Annotated in this window: 20 protein-coding genes; 13 read left to right on the forward strand and 7 right to left on the reverse strand. The window is 64.2% G+C overall.

Annotated features, from left to right (window positions below):
- Positions 1-138 precede the first annotated feature (138 nt).
- Together M729_RS0104145 and M729_RS0104150 are read left to right on the forward strand one after the other, a co-directional pair.
- Positions 139-1308, forward strand: a complete 1170-nt coding sequence (locus M729_RS0104145) for a DUF1972 domain-containing protein (RefSeq protein ID WP_027160834.1) — start codon at positions 139-141, stop codon at positions 1306-1308.
- Positions 1305-2567 carry a cellulase family glycosylhydrolase gene (locus M729_RS0104150; protein WP_027160835.1) on the forward strand — a complete coding sequence of 421 codons (1263 nt, stop codon included), beginning with the start codon at positions 1305-1307 and terminating at the stop codon, positions 2565-2567. The genes M729_RS0104145 and M729_RS0104150 overlap by 4 nt, the downstream gene beginning before the upstream one ends.
- On the opposite strand, the gene M729_RS0104155 is transcribed toward M729_RS0104150, so the two are convergent.
- Together M729_RS0104155 and M729_RS0104160 are read right to left on the reverse strand one after the other, a co-directional pair.
- On the reverse strand, positions 2530-3876 hold the full coding sequence (locus M729_RS0104155; protein WP_027160836.1) for a VpsF family polysaccharide biosynthesis protein: 1347 nt from the start codon (positions 3874-3876) through the stop codon (positions 2530-2532). The genes M729_RS0104150 and M729_RS0104155 overlap by 38 nt on opposite strands.
- Position 3877: 1 nt before the next feature.
- The gene (locus M729_RS0104160; protein WP_024501742.1) at positions 3878-5980 is read right to left on the reverse strand and encodes an exopolysaccharide transport family protein; all 2103 of its coding nucleotides are present in this window, start codon (positions 5978-5980) and stop codon (positions 3878-3880) included.
- Between the two features lie 249 nt (positions 5981-6229).
- On the opposite strand from M729_RS0104160, the gene M729_RS0104165 reads away from it, so the two are divergent.
- The 4 genes from M729_RS0104165 to M729_RS1000000136875 all read left to right on the forward strand — a co-directional run bounded on the left by M729_RS0104165 (position 6230) and on the right by M729_RS1000000136875 (position 10722).
- On the forward strand, positions 6230-7726 hold the full coding sequence (locus tag M729_RS0104165) for a hypothetical protein (RefSeq protein WP_027160837.1): 1497 nt from the start codon (positions 6230-6232) through the stop codon (positions 7724-7726).
- Positions 7727-7844: 118 nt separating this feature from the next.
- Positions 7845-9035, forward strand: a complete 1191-nt coding sequence (locus M729_RS0104170; RefSeq protein ID WP_027160838.1) for an NAD(P)/FAD-dependent oxidoreductase — start codon at positions 7845-7847, stop codon at positions 9033-9035.
- Between the two features lie 426 nt (positions 9036-9461).
- The gene (locus M729_RS0104175) at positions 9462-10493 is read left to right on the forward strand and encodes a hydroxyacid dehydrogenase (RefSeq protein WP_024501745.1); all 1032 of its coding nucleotides are present in this window, start codon (positions 9462-9464) and stop codon (positions 10491-10493) included.
- Positions 10494-10602: 109 nt separating this feature from the next.
- The gene (locus M729_RS1000000136875) at positions 10603-10722 is read left to right on the forward strand and encodes a hypothetical protein (protein ID WP_013530600.1); all 120 of its coding nucleotides are present in this window, start codon (positions 10603-10605) and stop codon (positions 10720-10722) included.
- A 283-nt stretch (positions 10723-11005) separates the two neighbouring features.
- On the opposite strand, the gene M729_RS0104190 is transcribed toward M729_RS1000000136875, so the two are convergent.
- Positions 11006-11248, reverse strand: coding sequence for a hypothetical protein (locus tag M729_RS0104190; protein ID WP_198032077.1), 243 nt, complete (start codon positions 11246-11248; stop codon positions 11006-11008).
- A 519-nt stretch (positions 11249-11767) separates the two neighbouring features.
- Here M729_RS0104190 and M729_RS0104195 point away from each other — a divergent pair.
- The gene (locus tag M729_RS0104195) at positions 11768-12511 is read left to right on the forward strand and encodes a Crp/Fnr family transcriptional regulator (RefSeq protein ID WP_027160839.1); all 744 of its coding nucleotides are present in this window, start codon (positions 11768-11770) and stop codon (positions 12509-12511) included.
- Here the strand turns inward: M729_RS0104195 and M729_RS0104200 are convergent, their stop codons facing one another.
- Positions 12512-12817: a hypothetical protein gene (locus M729_RS0104200; RefSeq protein WP_082827579.1), complete on the reverse strand. Its 306-nt coding sequence runs from the start codon at positions 12815-12817 to the stop codon at positions 12512-12514.
- A gap of 228 nt (positions 12818-13045) precedes the next feature.
- On the opposite strand from M729_RS0104200, the gene M729_RS0104205 reads away from it, so the two are divergent.
- From M729_RS0104205 to M729_RS0104220, 4 genes are all read left to right on the forward strand, one after another.
- Positions 13046-13792 carry a helix-turn-helix transcriptional regulator gene (locus tag M729_RS0104205; protein WP_027160841.1) on the forward strand — a complete coding sequence of 249 codons (747 nt, stop codon included), beginning with the start codon at positions 13046-13048 and terminating at the stop codon, positions 13790-13792.
- A 162-nt stretch (positions 13793-13954) separates the two neighbouring features.
- Positions 13955-14248 (forward strand): hypothetical protein, encoded by a 294-nt coding sequence (locus tag M729_RS0104210; RefSeq protein ID WP_013530594.1) that lies wholly within the window; start codon positions 13955-13957, stop codon positions 14246-14248.
- A gap of 216 nt (positions 14249-14464) precedes the next feature.
- Positions 14465-16435 carry an acyltransferase family protein gene (locus tag M729_RS0104215; RefSeq protein ID WP_027160842.1) on the forward strand — a complete coding sequence of 657 codons (1971 nt, stop codon included), beginning with the start codon at positions 14465-14467 and terminating at the stop codon, positions 16433-16435.
- 111 nt (positions 16436-16546) lie between these two features.
- Positions 16547-16852: a hypothetical protein gene (locus M729_RS0104220; protein WP_027160843.1), complete on the forward strand. Its 306-nt coding sequence runs from the start codon at positions 16547-16549 to the stop codon at positions 16850-16852.
- 55 nt (positions 16853-16907) lie between these two features.
- On the opposite strand, the gene M729_RS0104225 is transcribed toward M729_RS0104220, so the two are convergent.
- Complete coding sequence (locus M729_RS0104225; protein ID WP_024501752.1) at positions 16908-17510, reverse strand: DUF6456 domain-containing protein; 603 nt, start codon at positions 17508-17510, stop codon at positions 16908-16910.
- 251 nt (positions 17511-17761) lie between these two features.
- Between M729_RS0104225 and M729_RS0104230 the strand changes: the two genes are divergently transcribed.
- Both M729_RS0104230 and M729_RS0104235 read left to right on the forward strand, forming a co-directional pair.
- On the forward strand, positions 17762-18043 hold the full coding sequence (locus tag M729_RS0104230) for a DUF982 domain-containing protein (RefSeq protein ID WP_013530587.1): 282 nt from the start codon (positions 17762-17764) through the stop codon (positions 18041-18043).
- Between the two features lie 108 nt (positions 18044-18151).
- Positions 18152-18460 (forward strand): DUF982 domain-containing protein, encoded by a 309-nt coding sequence (locus M729_RS0104235; protein ID WP_032808047.1) that lies wholly within the window; start codon positions 18152-18154, stop codon positions 18458-18460.
- Positions 18461-18709: 249 nt separating this feature from the next.
- On the opposite strand, the gene M729_RS0104240 is transcribed toward M729_RS0104235, so the two are convergent.
- Positions 18710-19378, reverse strand: a complete 669-nt coding sequence (locus tag M729_RS0104240) for a GcrA cell cycle regulator (RefSeq protein ID WP_027160845.1) — start codon at positions 19376-19378, stop codon at positions 18710-18712.
- 112 nt (positions 19379-19490) lie between these two features.
- Positions 19491-19757 (reverse strand): hypothetical protein, encoded by a 267-nt coding sequence (locus M729_RS0104245; protein ID WP_245267535.1) that lies wholly within the window; start codon positions 19755-19757, stop codon positions 19491-19493.
- Between the last annotated feature and the right edge of the window lie 164 nt (positions 19758-19921).

Consider the following 19921-nt stretch of genomic DNA (forward strand, 5'->3'; position numbering starts at 1 on the left):
CAACACCGTTTTTTTACAACCCCGCGCCATGATCCCCTCCCAGGATACCGAAATCGGAAGATGGCACGAAAGTTGCGGTCTGCTCATTATAAATTAAGCAGTATCTAATATATGAGATGTGTGAAAGTGCCGCCGGCCATGAAACCAGAAAAGCCCGCCATTCTAATCCTGGGGACCCGCGGCATACCCGCGGCCCATGGCGGCTTTGAAACCTTTGCCGAAAAACTGGCGCTGTTTCTTGTCGGGCGCGGCTGGAAGGTCGGCGTCTATTGCCAGGATGAGGTCGAGCGGATCGACCAGCGGGTGCGCAGCGAAACCTGGCGCGGCATCGAGCTCATTCACATCCAGGTCGCCTCCAAGGGACCGCGCGCGACCCTGGAATTCGACTGGCAATGCGCCCGCGATGCTGCCAGGCGACAGGGCGTTTGCCTGGTGCTCGGCTACAATGGCGCGGTCTTCCTGACCTGGCTCAGGCTGAAGCGGCGCAAGATCTTCACCAACATGGACGGCATCGAGTGGCGTCGCCCCAAATGGGGGATGGCGGCGCGAACCTGGTTCTGGCTCAACGAATGGATCGGCGCTTGGGCCTCGCATCGGCTGGTCGCCGATCATCCCGCCATCGCCGATCACCTGGCGACGCGCCGGCCGCGCAGCGCCATCGCCACCATCGCCTATGGCGCCGATCCGGTGGCATCAGCGCCCGAGGCGCCGGTCCGGGCGCTCGGCCTCGAGCCCGGGCGTTATCTCATCTCGATCGCGCGCATCGAACCCGACAACAACATCCTGCCAATTGTCGAATCCTTTTGCTCCACCAAGCGCGACATGAAGCTGGTGGTGCTGGGAACGCTGTCCGACGACATCCCCTACCATGCCGCCATCCGCAAGGCGGCGAACGGTTCGGTGGTGCTGCCGGGCGCCATTTACGACCAGGCAACGGTGAAGGCCCTGCGCTTCCACGCCCGCGCCTATCTGCACGGCCACACGGTGGGCGGCACCAACCCGTCGCTGGTCGAGGCGCTGGCGGCCGGCAACATGGTGATCGCGCATGACAATCCCTACAACAGGTGGACCGCAGGGGCTGCGGCGATCTACTTCACCGACAAGAACAGTTGCGCCGAGCGGATGCAGCAGGCGCTGGACGATGATGCCCTGGTCAAGGCCTGCGGCGTTGCCGCGAGGGCGCGGGCCCGCGAAGCCTTTCGCTGGGACGATGTCCTGCTCGCCTATGAAAACGAGGCCTATCATCTGCTCGGCATGACCGCCGCCAAGACCACTGCGATGGATCACGCATCGCCAGGAACCGTATGATAGGCTGGTCGCGCCGGCGGGTGTTGCGGACCGCGCTGTCCACTGCAGCGGCTCTCGGCTCGCTCCCGGTCGCACCAATCGCTCGCGCCGCCGCCGGGACGCGGTTTCGGCGCGGCGTCAACGCCTGGCCCTGGTTCTCGCTGACGCGTGAATTTCCCGCACCCCGCACCGATTACGGCTGGCCGCCCTTCCAGTCGCAACGGCCGGTGCCGACCCCAGACGACCTGCGTCGGTTGCGCGAGACCGGGCTCGATTTCATCCGCTTGCCCATCGATCCCGGCCCTTTCCTAGCCGCCGACGCCAAGACGCGCAGTCAGTTGCTGGACATGCTGGACGCCGCCGTCACCGCCACCCTCGACGCCGATCTTGGCATCATCGTCAACATCCAGGCCAACGCTGCCACCCATTACTGGAACCCCGACCGCATGGTCTCCAGCACCGCCGCACCCGCTTTCGATCTCTATCGCGGGCTGGTCGGCGAGCTTGCCGGCAGGCTGGCGCGGTTCCAGCCCGGCAGGGTGGCGCTCGAGCCGGTCAACGAACCGGCGCAGGCCTGCGCGTCGAACGTCTGGTTGCAAATCCAGCTCGCGCTTCTGACCGCGGCAAGGGCATCGGCAGCGACCCTGCCGTTGGTCGTCACCGGAGGCTGCGGCTCGATGGTGAGCGGACTGACCGCGCTCGATCCGGGCCCGCTGTCGCCCTTCGAGCCGATCCTGTTCACCTTCCACTTCTATGAGCCCTATCTGTTCAGCCATCAGGGCGCGCCCTGGATGCGCGAGCCGGTCTATCGGTCGCTCAACAATGTGCCGTGGCCGGCATCCGCCGGCTCGCTGCAACAGACGCTGGCATCGGTCAGGGCGCGCATGGCGCAGGACACCGAAACCCCTGAAGACGCCAAGCAAGCAGCCTATGCCGAGACCGAGCGTGTGCTGAAAGTCTATTTCGACGCCCAGCCCGACCGCTGGTTTGTCGACAAATATCTTCGCCAGGTCCGCGATTGGGCCGATGGCCATAGCCTTGCGCCGGAACGCATCATCATGGGCGAGTTCGGCGCGCTGCGCACCGACGCCCGCTATGTCGCCGCGCCCAATCCGGATCGCGGGCGCTACATCGCCGATGTGAGGCGGAGCGCCGAGGAACTCGGCTTCGCCTGGGCACTTTGGGATCTCTTCGATGGCATGGGCATGATGGACGACACCACCCGGGCGCTGGACCCCGATATCATCGCGGCGCTTGGCCTGACCATGCCGGCGGACTGACCGGCCTGAACGCTGCCCGCGCCGGCCGATAGAGCACCAATGCCAGCACCACGAACTTGGTCAGCAGCGTCGTCTTCGACGCGACGCTTTCCGAAGTGTTGATCAGGATGACCCAGCCCAGCATCGGCAGCCAGATGCCGGGATGGCAGCGGCGCGCCACCTCGAACAGGAACAGCACGAAGCCGAACGTCAGCAAAAGCGTGAAGAAGGCGCCCTGATAAAGGACCGTGCGGATGATCGGGTTCTCGATGCCCTGTTCGAGACCGTTGATGCGGCGCAGGCTGTCGATCAGGTCGACATCCGGCCCCACGATCAGATCGCGCAATTCCAGGTGCTTGAAGAGCTCGAACATCTCGACGCGGGCATTGGCGCTGCCGCTGTCCGACACGAAGCGCTCCAGCAGCGCGTCGAAAAAGCCCAGATATGCCGCCACGATGATGACGACCGGCAGCAGGGCGGCGAGCATGAAGCCGAGTGCCGCACCCAGGAGATTGACGCGGCCCTGGCGCAATTTGGTGATGCCCTGAAAAAGCAGGTAGCAGCCGCCGAGCACCACCGTCGTCACCATCGCCGTGCGGCCGCCGAAGGCGACGAGTGCCGCGCATTGCAAGCCGATCAACCCTATCCGCACAGGCATCGACAGGGATCTGGCACCGGAGAGCAGCGCAAGCACATAGATCGACGTCACCATGGCATTGGCAAGCGGATGCCCCTGCAGCGCGCTCGAGCGCAGATCGGTGGTAAACGCCACGCCGTCGAGGCGATAGGGGAAGAGAAGCGTCTTGGTGGCGAACTCGAAAAGGGCAAGCAAGGCATTCGCTGTCATGACCACGTGGACGACGGTCTGCAGCCCGGCGAAGGTCCGTTCGTCGTCCTCGCTGAGCATCAGCACGAGAAGTGCCGCAGCCACGAACGTATCGATCATGCCGGCCATACCGGGCCGCTGCCTGGCGATGACGACGACCAGAAGCACGATCGATATGGCGGCCATCAGCGCGCTGGCCGGTCGCCTGTCGGCGAGATGGACGATATGGCCGACCGGATTGCCTGATGCACAGGAGCGCCAGGCAAGCAGCAGGACGATGAGATAGGTGGACGGGTGGATCTTGGTCGCCGGGTTGCCGAACAGGCCATCATAATTGTAGCCGACCAGCCACAGCATGCCCCCCGAGATGCTGAACAGCACCGCTACCGCCGCGATCAATCCGAAGCGCGTCAGCGCATCGACCGAGGTGCCGGAGATGGGCGTGCCTGCGCGGGGTGCGGCAGCACCATGGTTCGAAGCGCTTGCGCTCCAACTGGCCGCCATATCAGGCGGCCTCGTCGACCAGCAAGGCGGCTGTCGGCAGGCGCCCCATCACGGAGACCGCCTGCGAAGTCGTCGTGACGTCGCGCATCGGGGTGGCGTTCAGCGTGGCGACGAGCACGATCTCGTCGGCCATGGCGACCAGCGGCGAGGCATTGAGATTGTCGGCCAGCGCGCCACCGTCGATGACGACGAGCTCGAAGCTCCGGCTGGCCCGCGCCAGCATCTGCTGCGCAAAATAGATGCCATGCGCTTCCTGGAAGACCGCCTTTGAGCGGCCCCTGCCCAGCACGGCAACGTTGCTGCCGGCGGCGTAATGGCTAACGGCCTCGAACGCGTACTCGCCGCGCAGAACATCGAGGATCCCCGGCTGCGGATCCTTCTGGCCGCCGCCGCCAGCATTGGCATCGATGAACAGCACACGGCTGCCCCTGGATGCCGCGGCATTGGCCAGCAGCCGCGCCACCCGGCTACGCTGCGCGCCCTCGCCCGGCGACGATGTCACCAAGATGGAAGGCACCAGCGGCCAGTCCGCCGGACGCTGGCCCGAACTGAACATGCGCCTCAGCGCAAGGCCGACGACGGCATCGGTCTTCTGGCTGGAGGCGGCGGCGCGCGCCCCGCCGAAAGGCCACCAGCGCCGGCCTGTGTCTGACTTTGCCGGCACCACGCCCAGCACCGGCGCGTCGATGGCCGACTGCATCTGGGCGCTGGAAAGCACCGTCGGCGAGGAATATTCGGCGATCAGCGCCAGACCGGTGCCGAGCCCAAGGCCGCCGAATATCGCGCCCAGCAACAGCAGCGGCAGAGGCGGCCAGCTCTTCTTCAAGGCGGGCATGGCGTTGGAGATGATGCGCGCATTGGTGCTGTCGACATTGATCTGCTCGCGCGTCTCCTGGGCGCGCTGGAGATAGTTCGAGTAGACGGAACGCAGCGCCTCGAGGTCGCGCTGCAATTCGCGCAGCCGCACCGAGGCCTGATCGGTGTCGAGCGACTTGCTCTTCATGCCGGCGACCTTGGCTTCCAGCGCCTGCTGGTTGGCCAGCGCCCGTTCGTAGTCGGTCTCGGTGGCGGTGGCGATGCGGCCAAGTTCGCGCGCGATCAGCTGGCGCGTGTCGCGCAGTTGCTGCTGGGCTGCGATCAGCGAGGGATGACGCGGCCCCAACTCCGTGCCGAGCTGCGAGACCTGGTCGACCAACGTCGCCTCTTGCGCCCGCAGGCTCGAGATCACCGCCGAGCGCATTGCTTCCGAAGTTGCGTCCGGCGTGCCGCTCTGCCGGCGCATCTGGTCGACCTGCGCCTTCAGCGCCGCGGTGCGGCTCTGCGCCGTCGCAAGCTGCGTGTTGATCTCGGTCAGTTCCTGGTCGCTGACCAGATTGCCTGCCGCCATCACCATGTTGTTGGCGGACTTGTAGGCTTCGACGGCGTTTTCGGCTTGCTGGACGCGCTTGCGCTGCTCGTCCAGCCGCGCGGTGATCGACTCGGAAGCGTCCTTGGCCATTTTCGCGCGCGCGCTCGCCTGGTCGACCAGGTAGGCCTGCGCGATGGCGTTGGCCAGGAGGGCGGCTTTGTCGGCGCTCTTGGCGGTGACGATGACGTCGAGGACCAGGACCTTGTCGGCCCGCTTCACCGCCAGGCGCCGGCGCAGCGCGTCGAGTGTCTGCACCGACCTGTCGCCTTCGGCTGATGCCGAACCGAGCAGGCGCGACAGCAAGCCCTGCCCATTGAATTCCGGATCCTGCGTCAGGTTTGTCGCCGCGATCGCCCGCATCAGCACGCCTGTCGACTGGACCACGCTGACCTGGCTCTCGACCTGCGTGATGCCGCCATCGGGTGAGATACGGCTGGGATTGACGTCGTTGGTGACCACCTGCAGGTCCTGCGGATCGATCAGGATTTCCGCCGCCGAGCTGTAGAGCGCCGGTGTGAAAAGGCCGTAGAGCAGGGCGACCAGCGTCAGCAGTGCGACGGTGCCGAAGATCCAGAACCGGCGGCGCACCAGGATGCGCTTCAGATCGCCCAGTTCGACAGTGGAGGCTGCATATGATCCCGCGCGTGCCGGATCCGGGGAGTGTTGCTGAGGAACCATGGGCAGGGATGATTGCATGGCTGCCTCCGACAATACTCCATATGCCGGCAAGATCAGTTTGCGGCGCTAACCTAGCTATTCCTCCAACTGTTAAAACATTGTTAATTATGTTGAGAGGTGACGTGAATTTTGGCACGCGGTTTGCTTAAAAATATACATATCGAGGTGTTGGCTACGCAGCGAGCGGAGACGAATGCAGATGGGGTTACAATTTGACCGGACCGGCCTGGCCGGCAAGGCCGGGCACCGCCTTTTCGGACCTCCAACATGCAGATAAGCCTCCGCCTGGACGGCGACTGCGTCCGCGCCTTTCACGTCACGCTGCTGGAGCGCCTCGCCGCGCTCGAAGACGTCGAACTGTCCGTCGATGTCAGGCCGGCGGGCGGCGGCATTCCGCGCAGCGCCGCGGCCCTGTTTCAACTCGAAACGGCGATCCACGGACTGTCCCACGATGGACTGGCCAAGCGTGTGCCGCTTTCGGCGCTCGCGCCCTACCGGCAGTCCCCCGCTTCGCCTGACCTGGTCATCGACCTCTGCGGCGATGTCAGGCTGGAAAACACACGGATCTGGCGCGTCACCTATGACGGCGCCAGCGGCGAAGCGGCCTTGCTGGCCCTGATCCTCGCAGGTCGCACGCCGCTTGCCCGCATCGAGGAGAACGGCGTTGCGATCGCCGCCGGGCGTCTGGGCACCGAATATGGCGGCATCGCGCTGGCGTCCTTCCAGGATATGCTGGCGCGCACAGCAAGCCTGATCATAGCTGCCATGTCAGGCGCGGCAAAGTCCGTGCCTGATCTGCCCGAACCGGCGCAGGTGGGTGGCCCGCCGCCAATGCCCTCGGCGGGCAAGCTTGGGGTCAGGGCCGGCAAGGCGCTGGCGCGGCGGATCATCCAGAAGATCTATCACCTTTGCTACAACGCGCCGCACTGGAAGGTCGGCTGGCGGCAAACCGGGAGCCGCGATCTGTTCGAGCTGCGCGAGCATCCGGCGTCGGGTTGGCAAGAGTTGCCGGACGACGGCAGCCGCTTCTACGCCGATCCGTTCCCCATCCTCTACCAAGGCCAGCTGACCCTCTTCGTCGAGGACTATATCCATCGGCTCGGCAAAGCCATCATCTCCGCCGTTCCCTTCGGCCCGGCAGGCCCGCTCGGAAGGCCTGAACCGGTGTTGGAGCTGCCCTACCATCTCTCCTACCCCTTCGTCTTCGAGCGCGACGGCGAGGTCTGGATGGTGCCGGAAAGCTGCGCCAACGGCACGGTCGATCTCTACCGGGCCACAGCTTTTCCCGGCGGATGGGTCAAGGAGGCGACGCTTCTGTCCGGTGTCGTCGCCAGCGACGCCACGCTTGTCGAGCATGGCGGCGCCTGGTGGCTGTTCGCCACCGTCCGCGACGGCGGCGGCGCCTTCTCCGACGCGCTGCATCTGTGGTCGGCGCCGGATTTTCGCGGCCCCTGGACGCCGCACCCCAAAAATCCCGTGCTGATCGATATCGCCTCGGCGCGGCCGGCCGGCCGCATGGTCAGGCGCGGCAATGACCTGCTGCGCCCGGTCCAGGACTGCCGCAGGAGCTATGGCGCGGCGCTTGGCATCGCACGCATTTCTCACCTTGATTTGATCGGCATGGAGCAGGTCGTTGAAACCATCTTAAATCCAGGTGCGCTATGGAGTGGGCGTAAACTTCACACGCTCAACGAGGCTGGCGGCTTTGAGTTCATCGATGGCTCGGCGATCGCACCGCGCTGGAAGCAGCGGGCCCGCGATTAACCTAAACATTGGTTACTACCAAGCACGCGCGCCGGTTGCTTGCGGTTGATTTAGGTCCGGAAGATATTTTCTACCGGAGATTGTGAAACGCGCCGTTGCCATCAGAAAGAGCAGCAAAATGAGTATGTCAGAGGCTGGCCCGGCCCAAGTCGATGTGGCGATCGTCGGTGCCGGAATGGCCGGCACGACCTTGGCAATTCTGTTGGGACGAGCCGGCCGCAAGGTGGCGCTGATCGATCCGCACCGCGTCCACCACGAGGAATTCCGGGCCGAGAAGATCGGCATGGACCAGATGCTGCTGTTCGAAAAGCTCGGCCTCGATGCGACACTCAAGCGTCTCGTCACCTCCACGACCGACACGCATGTGTTTCGCCTCGGCCAGTTCTTCGCGCATGAGAAGAAGGCTGAATTCACATTCTCCTATGGCGCGCTGATCAATGGCCTGCGCGACACCTTGCCTGCGCAAGTGCCGCTGACGGTCGGCAAGGTAACCGAAGTCTCGACTGGACCGGACCGGCAGCGGCTTGTGCTGGCCGACGGCACCGTCATCGATGCCCGCCTGCTGGTGGTGGCAACCGGTCACGGCGAGGCGGTGCGGCGCGCCGTCGGCGTCGAGCGTATCGAGCAATCGAAGGCGCATTCACTGTCGATGGGATTCGACCTCGCCATCTCGCCCAGCGATTTCGGTCATCAGTCCGTCACCTGCTACAGCAGGCGGGCCGCCGACCGTATCGCCTACATCAGCATCTTTCCCCTCGGCGACAAGATGCGGGCGAACATGTTCCTCTATCGCAATGTGGCCGAGCCGTGGACGCGGGCGTTCCGCCAGGAGCCGCAAAAGATGCTCTGCGAATTGATGCCCGAAATAGCCGTGCGATGCGGCAACTTCGAAGTCGCGAGTCCTGTCGAGGTCAGGCAGATCAGTCTGAGCACGACGCAAGGCCATCGCCGCGACGGGGTCATCTTCATCGGCGATGCTTTCTGTACCACGTGTCCGACGCCGGGCGTCGGCATCGGCCGCGTGATGACCGATGTCGATCAGCTCCATTCGGTTCACATTCCACGCTGGCTCGAAACTCCAGGCATGGCGGCTGACAAGATCAACGCCTTCTATGACGACCCGGTCAAGGTGGCTGCCGATGAGGATGGCATGCGGGTCAGTTACTATGCCAAGTCGATTACCGCCGACACCGGGCTGGAATGGCGCGTGCGGCGCCTGCGCAACAACACCGCGCGCCAGCTGATGATCATCGGCCGTAAGGTCCGGCATCTGGGACAGAAGCAGGCGCCCATGGCCAACATGCGATAGGGCGCGACCAGTCGCGCCCTATCGATTGCCGCTATTGATTGCCCTTGTCAGGCGAATGCGTCAGGCGCCAATCAATCACTGACGGCCGGCGGAGGTGTCGATGGGGCAGTCTGGGCCGTGACACCCGAAAGCCTGTCGCGCTTCTGCAAGGTTGGTTTCTCGTATTTCTTCACTGTAAAGTGCCCTCCGAATTGATACGGCGCCAGCAGAACCAATTCCCAGCCCCGTGTCAATTGTGCCATTACTGGTTCTTACGTCGTATCCACGCCATCGCGGTCAAACGATTCTTCACTGTTGCATTGCCGGCACATATCGGCTCCGACAGGGCACCTCATCCCAGCGCCAATCGCGCGCTCCTCGGCCGCGCGATGTTGTAAATCGTTTCATCCAAGGTATTTTGGCCATTGGGGAACAGAGGGAATAGTCATGTCCAACAGCGCCTTGCCGCTGGTCATCAGTGCGCCTGAACCACGCACGCTCGACCTGATCTTCACAGCCCGGCAGCTGGCGCGGCTCAAGGCGCACTATCGCATCGTCGAGACGACCGCTGACGGCGTCGCGAAACTGCCGGCCGACGTGCTGGCCGAGGTGCGCTATATCATCGGCCAGCCGCCCATATCGCCCGAAACGCTCGACCGGATGAAGGCGCTGCGCTGCGTCTTCAATGTCGAGACCAACCTCATCAACAACATGCCCTACGAGACGTTGTTCGCGCGCGGCATCCATGTCGTCACCACCGGCCTGGTGTTCGCCGAGCCGGTCGCGGAGCTTGGCCTTGCGATGGCACTCAATCTCGCCCGCGGCATCGTCGATGCCGACCTCGCCTTCCGCCAGGGACAGGAACTGTGGGGCGGCGACGGCAACCAGACGGCGCGGCTCTTGTCTGGCGCCGATGTCGGCATCATCGGTTTCGGCGATCTCGGCCGGGCGCTCAACCGGCTGCTGTCGGGTTTCCGCACCCGCACCAAAGTCTTCGATCCGTGGCTGCCGCCATCGATCCTCATCGACAATGGCGTCGAGCCGGCCTCCCTCGACGAGGTGCTGTCGACCAGCGACTTCATCTTCGTCGTTGCCTCGGTGACCAGCGAGAACCAGGGTTTTCTCGGTGCCGACGCCTTTGCCGGCATGCGCAAGGGCGCTGCCTTCATCCTGCTCAGCCGCGCCGGCGTGGTGGACTTCCCGGCGCTGATGGCGGCGGTGAAGAGCGGCCACATCGTCGCCGCCAGCGACGTTTTCCCCGAAGAACCGCTGGCGCGGGACCATCCGGTGCGCGCCCTGCCCGGCTTCCTGCGCTCGGCTCACCGCGCCGGCGCGCTCGACATCGCCTTCAAGCGCATGGGCGATATGGTGCTGGAGGACATGGACCTGATCGACCGCGACCTGCCGCCGCTGCGCTCCAAACGCGCCGAGCGCGAGACGGTTTCGCGCATGCGTTCCAAGCCGGCCGACAGGAATTGAGGCGTGGATTTTCGTTCGGGTTGGCCGGCCCTCGACCAGGTCGGCTTGACAGGAGCGCGGCCGGCGATGACGCTACCGCAATCGAACTTTGCGGAGGGAGGCCGTGACCATGAAGAAGATCTATGAAAAGCCGATGCTGCTCAAACGGCAGAAACTCTCCGCCGTGACGGCGCAGCAAGCCACTTCAGGAGTGACCGGTCCGATCGGCCCGACAGGCCCGGCAGGCTGACGCCTCACGGTGTTCGATGAAGGTAGCATTGGAGGCGCCCGCGGGTCGGCGGCGAGACGGCAATCGCTCCAGGCGCAGCATCAGTGTTTATGGCTGCTCTTCGCTCTGCGGGCAACCGCTTCCATAAAAGAGCGGGCGGCAGCGTCACAGGCTGTTCTGGACGGTCCATTCGCGGACAGCACGACCTCCGCGGCCTTCCGCGACATGCCGTATTTCCGGGCGAAGACCGCAGCGTCGTAAGGTTCGTTTTCGGCCGGTGCCGCGGACGTGATCCTGGCCTTGGTCATTGGCGGGTCCGCCTGAAACTCTCAAGCAACTCGCCTTCATTGCGGCAGCCATTCTGGAACAGCGAAAACACCGTGGCTGCCAGAAGTTGCACGTCCGACTCCCCCGACATGCGATCAAATTTGCGCTCCAGGCAGACCCGATCGAAGACGCGCTGGCACAGTTGCAGATCGGAAGGATGGAGACCGGGATTGCGCTTACGAAGGCTCGACATAAGAAGCCCCTTTCGGAGCAGCGCCACTTTCTAATGCATGTCGTCCAAAGGTGACCTCGGCTTTGGGAGAACGACATGCATAAACAAAGACCCTAAAGCGCATCGCATAAATCGGATCAAACGCGATGCGCTTTAGACGCTGTGGGTCAAAAAATGAAATCGGGCTGAGCAAGAGTCAACATCGGCCTTCATCACAGTAACTATCGTACAATTCTCCCCCCGGTCCTCCCCCTTCTTCGAACGGTCCCCAGGCCCAGCGCGACATGGCGCTTTTCATTGGCCAGCGGATTTTATCGGCGTGATCCGGCGCTCTCGTGAAATATGTCGGTTTTGTACCAAATGGCGTTTGGTACGTTTCCGACACTAACATTCAGGCCGATCTTTTCATATGCGAACAGGCGTTGGGGGGCGCCGTGCTTCGAATTTCATATCGCATTGATATCTTTCTGCGTTCAGAGCCCCTAAACATAGGCCATCGTCCTCACGTTTTTACGGGCACGGACGGCTGGGAGATTGGATGGCTCTTGCCCTGCATTGGGCCACGCCATGTCTGATCCCAACAAAAACTCTGATCCCGACGGGAACCATCCGTACCGAAACCAACTGCTGCGGCGCATGCCTGCGGATGATCTGGCGTTGCTCGAGCCGCACATGCAGCGCTGCGACTTGCCATTGCGCATGATGCTGGTGACCCCGAATGTTCCGATCGAGGCCGTCTACTTCATCGAACAGGGCATTGGTTCGGTGGTCGCCAGCACGGCAAGCGGCCAAGAGGCCGAAGTGGGCTTCATCGGCTTCGAAGGCATGACGGGATACTCCCTGGTGATGGGCGACGACCGTGCGCCGCATGCCTGTTTTGTCCAACTCGAAGGCGAAGCGATCCGCATCGAAGCCGGCGCTTTCAAGGCAGCTTTGGAGGCAAGTACGACCTTGCGCATGTTCCTGCTGCGCTTCGTCAACGCACTACAAACCCAGGCCGGCTGCACCGCGCTCGTCAACGCGCGGCTGAAGCTCGAGGAGCGGCTGGCGCGATGGCTGCTCATGTGCGACGACCGGGTGCCCGGCGAACATCTCGCCATCACCCACGAATTCCTGGCCATCATGCTTGGTGTCAGGCGGCCAGGCGTCACCGTCGCGCTTCAATTGCTCGAAGGCCGCGCGTTGATTCGCTCGAGACGGGGCGAGATCGTCATTCGCGACCGCGCCGGGCTGCTGGAACTCGCCAATGGCAGTTACGGCGAAGCCGAGGCCGAATATGCAAGGCTGATCGGCGAGATCGGCGCGGCCTGATCAGGAGCGGCTGCCGCCGGCATCCGGCTTGCCCGATGTCGCTTTGCCGGGCGGTGCCGCACCGCCTTCTATGGGCCCATCCCTGCCGATCGGCCCATCCCTGCCGATCGGCCCATCCTTGCTGATCGGCAAGCCGGCATGCTCCAGGCTTGCAAGCTTGCACTTCGTCTGCTCGGCCGCCGCTCCGACAAGGCAATCAATGGTGAACATGGCACCGGCGTGATCGCTTGCCGCGACCGCCTGGCGGATTTTCGTCAATTGCGCCTGCGTGTAGTCCAGAAGCTCGACCAGGCCGGTATGATCCAAACCGCCCTCCATTACAGGATGTCGAGAGGCCGATCCGAGGTCGCTCTTGCCACCGAAATACGCCCCTTTACGCGGCTTGCATAGCCGGACTGTCAGAATCGTACAGCCTACGCTCTACGGGATCGTTGCCTATTGGCCAAAGGTCCATCTTCGCGCCAGCGCCACGGCATGCAAGTGTATATAAGCTATCGCTTGAGTACTGGTCCGTACGTCTGTCGGGGAGATGTCGTGCCAATTCGCGAGAATCTCGCCGCCAATCTTAGGCGGCTGGTCCAGCGCCACGCTTCCGTCAGCGCGGTGTGCCGTGAGCTTGGCATCAATCGCACCCAGTTCGAGCGCTATCTGCAAGGCAAGGCAGTGCCCAACAAAGCCACCGCCAGGCTGATCTGCGATTATTTCAAGATCGACGAAAACGAGCTGTATCGCGAGCCGGCTGTTCCCGCAGCCAAGGGCGACGGCAACGCATCGCTGCGCGAGGCACTGTACGAAAACATGGTGCGGCCGCCGTCGCCCGCCATCGCCGGCGGCACTTATTTCACCTATTTTTCGGTTCCCGGCCGCCCCGACCTTCTGATGCGCTCGGTCACCTTCCTGCGACGTGAGGCCGAGCTGGTCACCTTCAGGCGGGTGACGCGGTGGGCCCCGGGCGATGGCCAGGGTGGCGCCAGAATGCCCGGCAACCACTACGGCGTAGCGATCTCGCGCCTGAACTGGATCTATTTCACAGGCATCAACCGCCGCCAGACAAGCGAGCCCTCGATCATGACCGTACAGTGGGCTCCCATCTCCGAACCGGTTCTGGTCGGCAGGGCGATCGTCCTCACAGGATCGGGGCCGGCCTTTGTGCCGGTCATCATGCGGCAGGACGTCACCAGGGTCAGCATGAAGCGGGCGCTGCAGATGGCCCATATCGTCAGCCTCGACGACCCCAGCGTCGATCGACTGGTGGTCAGTCTCGCACGAGAGACCCGATAAACTCGCCTCCTACGGGAAAAATCGGGGAAAGTTTCAAGTTTTTCGGCTATATTTTTCCTCGTTTCGGCTTTTCTGCGCAAAAAATGCCGGAACTTTCACCCAAACCTGTCGTTTTCCAATGGATCGTTGCTTCGACGATCCCAAAGCAACAGGAGAGTACCCATGAACATCAAGATGATCTGCTTGGGCGCCATGGCACTTTCGATGGTCGGCGGCGCGGCGTTTGCCAAAACGTCGGCTCTCGACGATCCAGCCAAGATGCAGCCCTTCTACACCGATAGCAGCATGAAGACGATGGTCAGCAACGACGACTTCGTGAAAGCCTGGAAGGCCCTTACGCCGGACGACCAGACCGCGATGATGAAGGCCTGCGAGGACGAGGCGAAGGACGCCACTGCGGCCAACAGCCATCCCGAATTCTGCAGCAGCGTGAAAGCGAACGGCGGCAGCAAGTAGCAGTCCAGCAACCCGAATGAGAAACAGCCCCGCGCGGGGCTGTTTTGCGTCTGCCGCAGGTGTGCAGACAAGCCAGCCACGCAAGGATCGGCCCGGCCGGCACCCGGCCCATCTCCCCATTTCTGCCATGTTGCACTGCGATAAATTTGTTGCATTGCGATATCGGCCTGCACCGCCGACATTGCACAGGGGCTGGGCTTGCACGAGGGAGCCGTCGTGGCAGCATCGTTCCGGCCGGACATACAAGGATTGCGCGCGCTCGCCGTCGGCGGCGTCGTCGCCTACCATTTCGGCCTCACCGCGCTCCCCGGCGGCTTTGCCGGCGTCGACATCTTCTTCGTCATCTCGGGCTGGCTGATATCGACCCATCTCATGCAGGAGATCGGCGAGACCGGCCGGCTCGACCTCTGGCGCTTCTATGCCAGGCGCGCGCGGCGGCTCCTGCCGGCAGCTTTGTTCGTCATCCTGGTCACGCTGGCCGCCGGCTACTTCATCCTGGCGCCGCAGGAGCAGGCGCTCTATTCGCGCGGCGCCATGTTTGCCTCCGCCTATGCCATCAATCTGTGGCTGCTGCGCTGGTCGTTCGACTATTTCGCCGCCGACGCCACCAGCAATCCCTTCATCCACTTCTGGTCGCTGTCGGTGGAGGAGCAGTTCTATCTGGCCTGGCCGGCGCTGCTTCTGCTGGCCGCCTGGCTGCGGCCGGGCCGGCGAACGGCCGCAGCCATGATCGGCGTGGTCGGCCTCGCCTCCTTCGCCGCCTGCCTGTGGCTGACCAGCGCGGCGCCGGCCTGGGCCTTCTATTTCTCGCCGCTGCGCGCCTGGGAGTTCGCTGCCGGCGGCCTGGCGACGCTGGTCCCCATGGCTTTGCTGCAGCACCGCACCTGGCTGCGGCCAGCCCTTGGCTGGCTCGGCCTGGCGCTGATCGCGACGGCCTATCGCCTGTTGAGCGAGGACCTGCCCTTCCCCGGCTGGTATGCACTGCTGCCGGTTGCCGGCACCGTGCTGGTGCTGCTGAGCGGCGGCTGCGGGGAACAGACCAACGGGCGGACCGACCGGCACGTCCTTGGCCCGGCCACCGCTTTGTCGCTGCCGCCCTTGCAATGGATCGGCACGCTCTCCTATTCGCTCTATCTCTGGCACTGGCCGGTCATCGTCTACGCCGGGATGCTGACGCCCGATCTTACGGTGCCGCAGCGGCTGGGCTGCGGCGTGCTGGCGCTGGCGCTGTCGGTGCTCACCTATCACCTCATCGAGAACCCGGCACGACGCGGCGCCTGGCTGACGGTGGGCGCTCGCGCGCTCGCACCCGCGCTGGCGCTGACCGGTGCCGGCGTGGCGGTCGCCTACGCCAATGCGCATCTGGCCACGCGCAACATCGGTCCCGAGCAGCGCGGCATCGAGCAGGCGGCCGAAAGACCTTCCATCGCGCGGGCCGTCGACAAGAACTGCCTGGCCGACTTCCAAACGGTGACGCCGAAACCCTGCACATTCGGCCCGGCCGATGCCACCCGCACCATCGTGCTGTTTGGCGATTCGCACGCCGACCACTGGTCGACGCCGCTGATCGAAGCAGCCAGGCGCAACGACACCAAGGTGGTCACCTACCTCAAATCATCGTGCCGCGCCTCGCGGCTCTCCACCTTCAACACGGTGCTGAAGCGCGACTACACCGAATGCGACGCCTGGCGCGAGCAGGCCATATCAGAGATCATCCGCCGCAAGCCGCGCCTGGTGGTGATCTCCGAATTTTCCATCGGCAATCTGACCCGCGACCTGTCCGCTGCCGAACGCACCGCCGAAGTAGCGCGCTGGCAGGCCGGCCTGCGCTCGACCTTGCAGGCCTTCAGCCGGGCCGGTGTCGAGACGGCTGTTATCCGCGACACGCCGATCAACGCCAGCTTCGCCGGCTCCTGCGTGGCGCGCACCCTGTGGTGGCGCGAGGCACCCTCGCCGCACTGCGACACGCCAAGGGCCGAAGCCGCCAACGACAGCACCGCCGCCACCGAGCGCGCCGTGGTGACCAGCGTGCCCGACACCCGCTACATCGACCTCACCAACCAATTCTGCGGCCCGACCACCTGCCACGTCGTCATATCAGGCAAGCTGGCGTTTCGTGACAGGCACCATCTGGCGACGGGCTTTGCCGAGACACTGGCGGGGCCATTGGAGAGGGCCTTGTTTTAGACGCCTGGGCATCTGCGCCCCGGTCTGCATTGTTCGTCACATCTTACGAATCTGTGGAACGAGGCTGCAACTCGGCAGTTATATTAGCCTAACCTTGAAAAGGAGGCAGCTATGAAAAAGCTCCTGCTTGTTTCGGTTATCGCCATTGCTTCGGCGGCGGCGATGATCGCCCCCGCCGACGCCCGCAGCCGTATCAGTATCGGCATTGGCGGCTATGCAGACGACTATTACGGCGACGATTATTACAATGGTTACGACTATGGCGATCGCTACTATCGCCCTTATTACCAGTACGACGCCTATGACAACGGCTACAGGCCGCGCTATTACCACCGTCACCACCGTTGCCACATCGCACTGGTCAAGCATTGGCGCCATCACCACAGGATCGTCGAGGAAATCCGCGTCTGCCGATGATCTGATCCTGTGAAAAATGATCCGGCCGGCGCCGCCGGCCGGATATTTGCGCCGCTCACCCCACCCGCCTCCTCATCATCATCCCATAATGCACTGCCAACAAATCCAGCCCCACCTTCAGCAGCTTCGTCACCACGTTCCGGCCCTCGCCGGTCTGCTCGGACAGGCGCTTGAGCGAACCGTCCGCGCAGCAGACTTGTCGTACCACGGCGGCCACCTCCCAATGGCCTAACGCTCTTGTGGCGGCGGCATAGGCCCTGCCGGCGTCGAGAACGCTGTCGGCGATGCCGCCGCCCTCGCGGCCGCCGTCGATGCGCTCGGTCCAGCGCATCGGCTTGACATCAGCCTGCTGACTGCAGCGGAAATCCTCGCGGTAGCGCAGGCCTGCCTCGCGCTGCTGGCGCGACAGCGAGGTGATGCCGACGAGCGCATCGATGGCGCGCAGCCGCACGATGCCGCCGGTCGCGGCGCAGCCGTCATTCGACACTTCGTAGACACGCGCAGCCTCCAGCGTGCCCGCTGCCAGCCGCTTGCGGCCGAAGGCGTCATCCCTGAGCGCGAAATCATGGCCGATCTCGCGGCGTATGCGCACCTGCTCGGCCTCGCCCTTCGGCAATTTCGGCGCCTGCGGTTTTGCGGGTCTGGTCTTTTTGCTCATGGGAGGCTCCTGGTTGGGATGGTGGTGGGAGGCCGGCACGTGGCGATCCTTCGCGCGCCCTCGGCCCTGCCGGGCATCTCCCCACGCGGTGGCAGAGCGGAGCGGAGCGCTGCTCGGTTGGCCTTCAATGAACCGGAGGTCGTCGCCTCTTCGCCGCCGCGCCAGCATCCTTGCCGCCCGCCATCCAGGCTGATGGAACCGGCGCGAGCTTTCGACGTTATGTCGCGTCCATGCCAAGGGGAGGTTCGCCGATGACAGCCTTCATGCCGGTTACCGTGCGCTTTTGCGACAACAAAACCATGCTGGTCAGTTCGGTGGCCGGAGCCGCCGAGGCACTGCGCCACCAATGGCCCGACAAGACAGCGCCTGGCTATCTCGAGGCTTCCCGGCTGGTTACGCTCGCCGTGGACGGCATCTGCTGCCAGCGCATCGCGTTCGACGCCTTCACCAGGGCGGCCAAGCAACAGAACATACTGGTCGACAGGCCCAAAAGCCGCGCCCATGACTGGCTGGATGCGGTGGCTAGCCCGTGAGGAGCGGGCGCCGCCCGAAAAATTGATGCAACCGGCCCCCAGCGGGGCGCGTTTATGGGTGCGGTAGCTGGAGCCGCGCGCAAAGCGAAGGTGAACGCCGTGGGTACGATGAAAACCGGAGTGCCGCTCAAAGTGCGGGTGGAAGATGAGATCGAAGAGATCGACAGCGTCAGCGAAGCCGCCGATTTTCTCCAGCGCTGGCCGCTGGAGCGGCGCGGCCATGTCTACCGCAGCGCGCTGAACGCCTGCAGCGCGGCGATCGCCGCCCAGATTTCCGAAGCCGACGCCATGAAGGTGTTTACCGGCTTTGCCCGGGTGACTGGCATATTGGTCGGCGAGGGCAACCCGCCGATGGCGATGGACGCAAGGAGCATGCAGAGCCGCACGCCCAAGCAAGGCCGGCAGATGCCGAAATAGGGCTTTGCTTCTTTCTCCCCGTTTACGGGGGCGAGGTGTGATCCGCGCAGCGGACGAAAAGCCAATTGCTTGGCTTTTCGAACAGCGAACGCCCGGCAGGGCAATGAGGGGCGGCGCCAGCGCTTCGGTAAGTGGCATCTGAATCGGATGCTTGAATTTCATGTCAGCTTCCATCCTGCCTCGTCAGCGCTGCCCCTCATTGCCCTGCCGGCACCTTCTCCCCGTGAACGGGGGAGAAGAGATCAAACCTCACCCCGTCGCAACAAATACGCGGCGCTGGAAGCGCGCCTGGTGGTAGGTACAATAGCTTTTCAGCGCCCTGGTGCGCATGCCGCAGCACAGCATGTCGGCGCCTGGGCGGCTGCCTGGCGCCCCCTCTTCGGCAATAGAAATGTCCGGATCCCCCTCCACCGTCAGATCCAGCGGCGCACGGCAGCGTGAAAACAGGCAATCGATGAAGCGCATCGCCACGCCATGCGGCTGCCGGCCGATGGCCGCGCGCGGCGGCGCCGGCGCCTCCAGGCGATAGGCCACGCCGTCGGCGATCAGCACGCCCACCTCGCGCACGAACGAATGCGCGCGCCTGGGCCGGGCCACTTCACGCGCATGGATGTCCTTGGCGGCAAGCACGCCCTCCATCTTGCCGACGACAGGCGTCGCTTTCGCCGACGCGCCACTCGCCCGCTTGCTTCCAGCGCGCTTGCCCACGGCCTGCCTGGATCGCGGCGGCGGCCCCTTGCCATTGGCAAAGCCGATCGCGCCGAGCATGGCGTTGCGGTGCACGATGCCGATGATGGCGTCGCGCGACACCGGACTGCCGCGCAACGCGCTGAACGCGACTGCAATCCTGGAGGCTGAGAACCCATCCTTCAGCCAGCGGGCGATCTCGTGCAATTCCGCGTCGCTATAGCTTGCCATATCCAGCTCCATCCAAAGTTCGGCCGCGCGCCGTCGGGCAGCGTCAAGGTTCGACCCGGTCGCCAGGCCGCAGTCAGTTGTTTTTCAAGAGCCGGCTCTCAGCCGACCAGCCTCAGCCGGCTTGGGCCGATTTCCCGCCGGCAAGGTGCAGAAGCCGCGCTTCGGCCGTGTTTCTGTCCAGGGCGGAAACCGCCCTGCCCGTCAGCCTGTCGAACAGGATGACGGTGCCGTCCTCGGTGCGGATGCAGGATCGGCCTGCCGCAAAAACAGCGCCGGCGCCATGCCGGCCGAATTGGGGGCCGAAGCCGCTGGGAGCGGCGGCTCCGGCCGTTCCGGTCGCCGGAGACAGGCGGACCGGACCCGAGGCTGGTGCGGTCAAGCACTGGGCCTCGGGCTTCATCCGGGCCGGGGAGGAGGACGGCCGGGACGAAAGGGAATGGGCGGTTATGAACGCCGGGCGCGCCTCGCGTGAGGCCGGCGACTCGGCGCCATCAAAGCTGGACAGGTTTTGCATGACCGGATATAAGCATAACTCGAAAATAG

The sequence above is a fragment of the Mesorhizobium sp. WSM1293 genome, from assembly GCF_000513875.1.
In the GTDB taxonomy this organism is placed as follows: Bacteria; Pseudomonadota; Alphaproteobacteria; order Rhizobiales; family Rhizobiaceae; genus Mesorhizobium; species Mesorhizobium ciceri.

What these genes read in the sequence shown, in the direction of transcription:
- M729_RS0104145 (WP_027160834.1), top strand. Translation starts at nt 139, where the DNA reads ATGAAACCAGAAAAGCCCGCCATTCTAATCCTGGGGACCCGCGGCATA.
- M729_RS0104150 (WP_027160835.1), top strand. Translation starts at nt 1,305, where the DNA reads ATGATAGGCTGGTCGCGCCGGCGGGTGTTGCGGACCGCGCTGTCCACT.
- M729_RS0104155 (WP_027160836.1), bottom strand. Translation starts at nt 3,876, where the DNA reads ATGGCGGCCAGTTGGAGCGCAAGCGCTTCGAACCATGGTGCTGCCGCA.
- M729_RS0104160 (WP_024501742.1), bottom strand. Translation starts at nt 5,980, where the DNA reads ATGCAATCATCCCTGCCCATGGTTCCTCAGCAACACTCCCCGGATCCG.
- M729_RS0104165 (WP_027160837.1), top strand. Translation starts at nt 6,230, where the DNA reads ATGCAGATAAGCCTCCGCCTGGACGGCGACTGCGTCCGCGCCTTTCAC.
- M729_RS0104170 (WP_027160838.1), top strand. Translation starts at nt 7,845, where the DNA reads ATGAGTATGTCAGAGGCTGGCCCGGCCCAAGTCGATGTGGCGATCGTC.
- M729_RS0104175 (WP_024501745.1), top strand. Translation starts at nt 9,462, where the DNA reads ATGTCCAACAGCGCCTTGCCGCTGGTCATCAGTGCGCCTGAACCACGC.
- M729_RS1000000136875 (WP_013530600.1), top strand. Translation starts at nt 10,603, where the DNA reads ATGAAGAAGATCTATGAAAAGCCGATGCTGCTCAAACGGCAGAAACTC.
- M729_RS0104195 (WP_027160839.1), top strand. Translation starts at nt 11,768, where the DNA reads ATGTCTGATCCCAACAAAAACTCTGATCCCGACGGGAACCATCCGTAC.
- M729_RS0104210 (WP_013530594.1), top strand. Translation starts at nt 13,955, where the DNA reads ATGAACATCAAGATGATCTGCTTGGGCGCCATGGCACTTTCGATGGTC.
- M729_RS0104220 (WP_027160843.1), top strand. Translation starts at nt 16,547, where the DNA reads ATGAAAAAGCTCCTGCTTGTTTCGGTTATCGCCATTGCTTCGGCGGCG.
- M729_RS0104225 (WP_024501752.1), bottom strand. Translation starts at nt 17,510, where the DNA reads ATGAGCAAAAAGACCAGACCCGCAAAACCGCAGGCGCCGAAATTGCCG.
- M729_RS0104230 (WP_013530587.1), top strand. Translation starts at nt 17,762, where the DNA reads ATGACAGCCTTCATGCCGGTTACCGTGCGCTTTTGCGACAACAAAACC.
- M729_RS0104235 (WP_032808047.1), top strand. Translation starts at nt 18,152, where the DNA reads ATGAAAACCGGAGTGCCGCTCAAAGTGCGGGTGGAAGATGAGATCGAA.
- M729_RS0104240 (WP_027160845.1), bottom strand. Translation starts at nt 19,378, where the DNA reads ATGGCAAGCTATAGCGACGCGGAATTGCACGAGATCGCCCGCTGGCTG.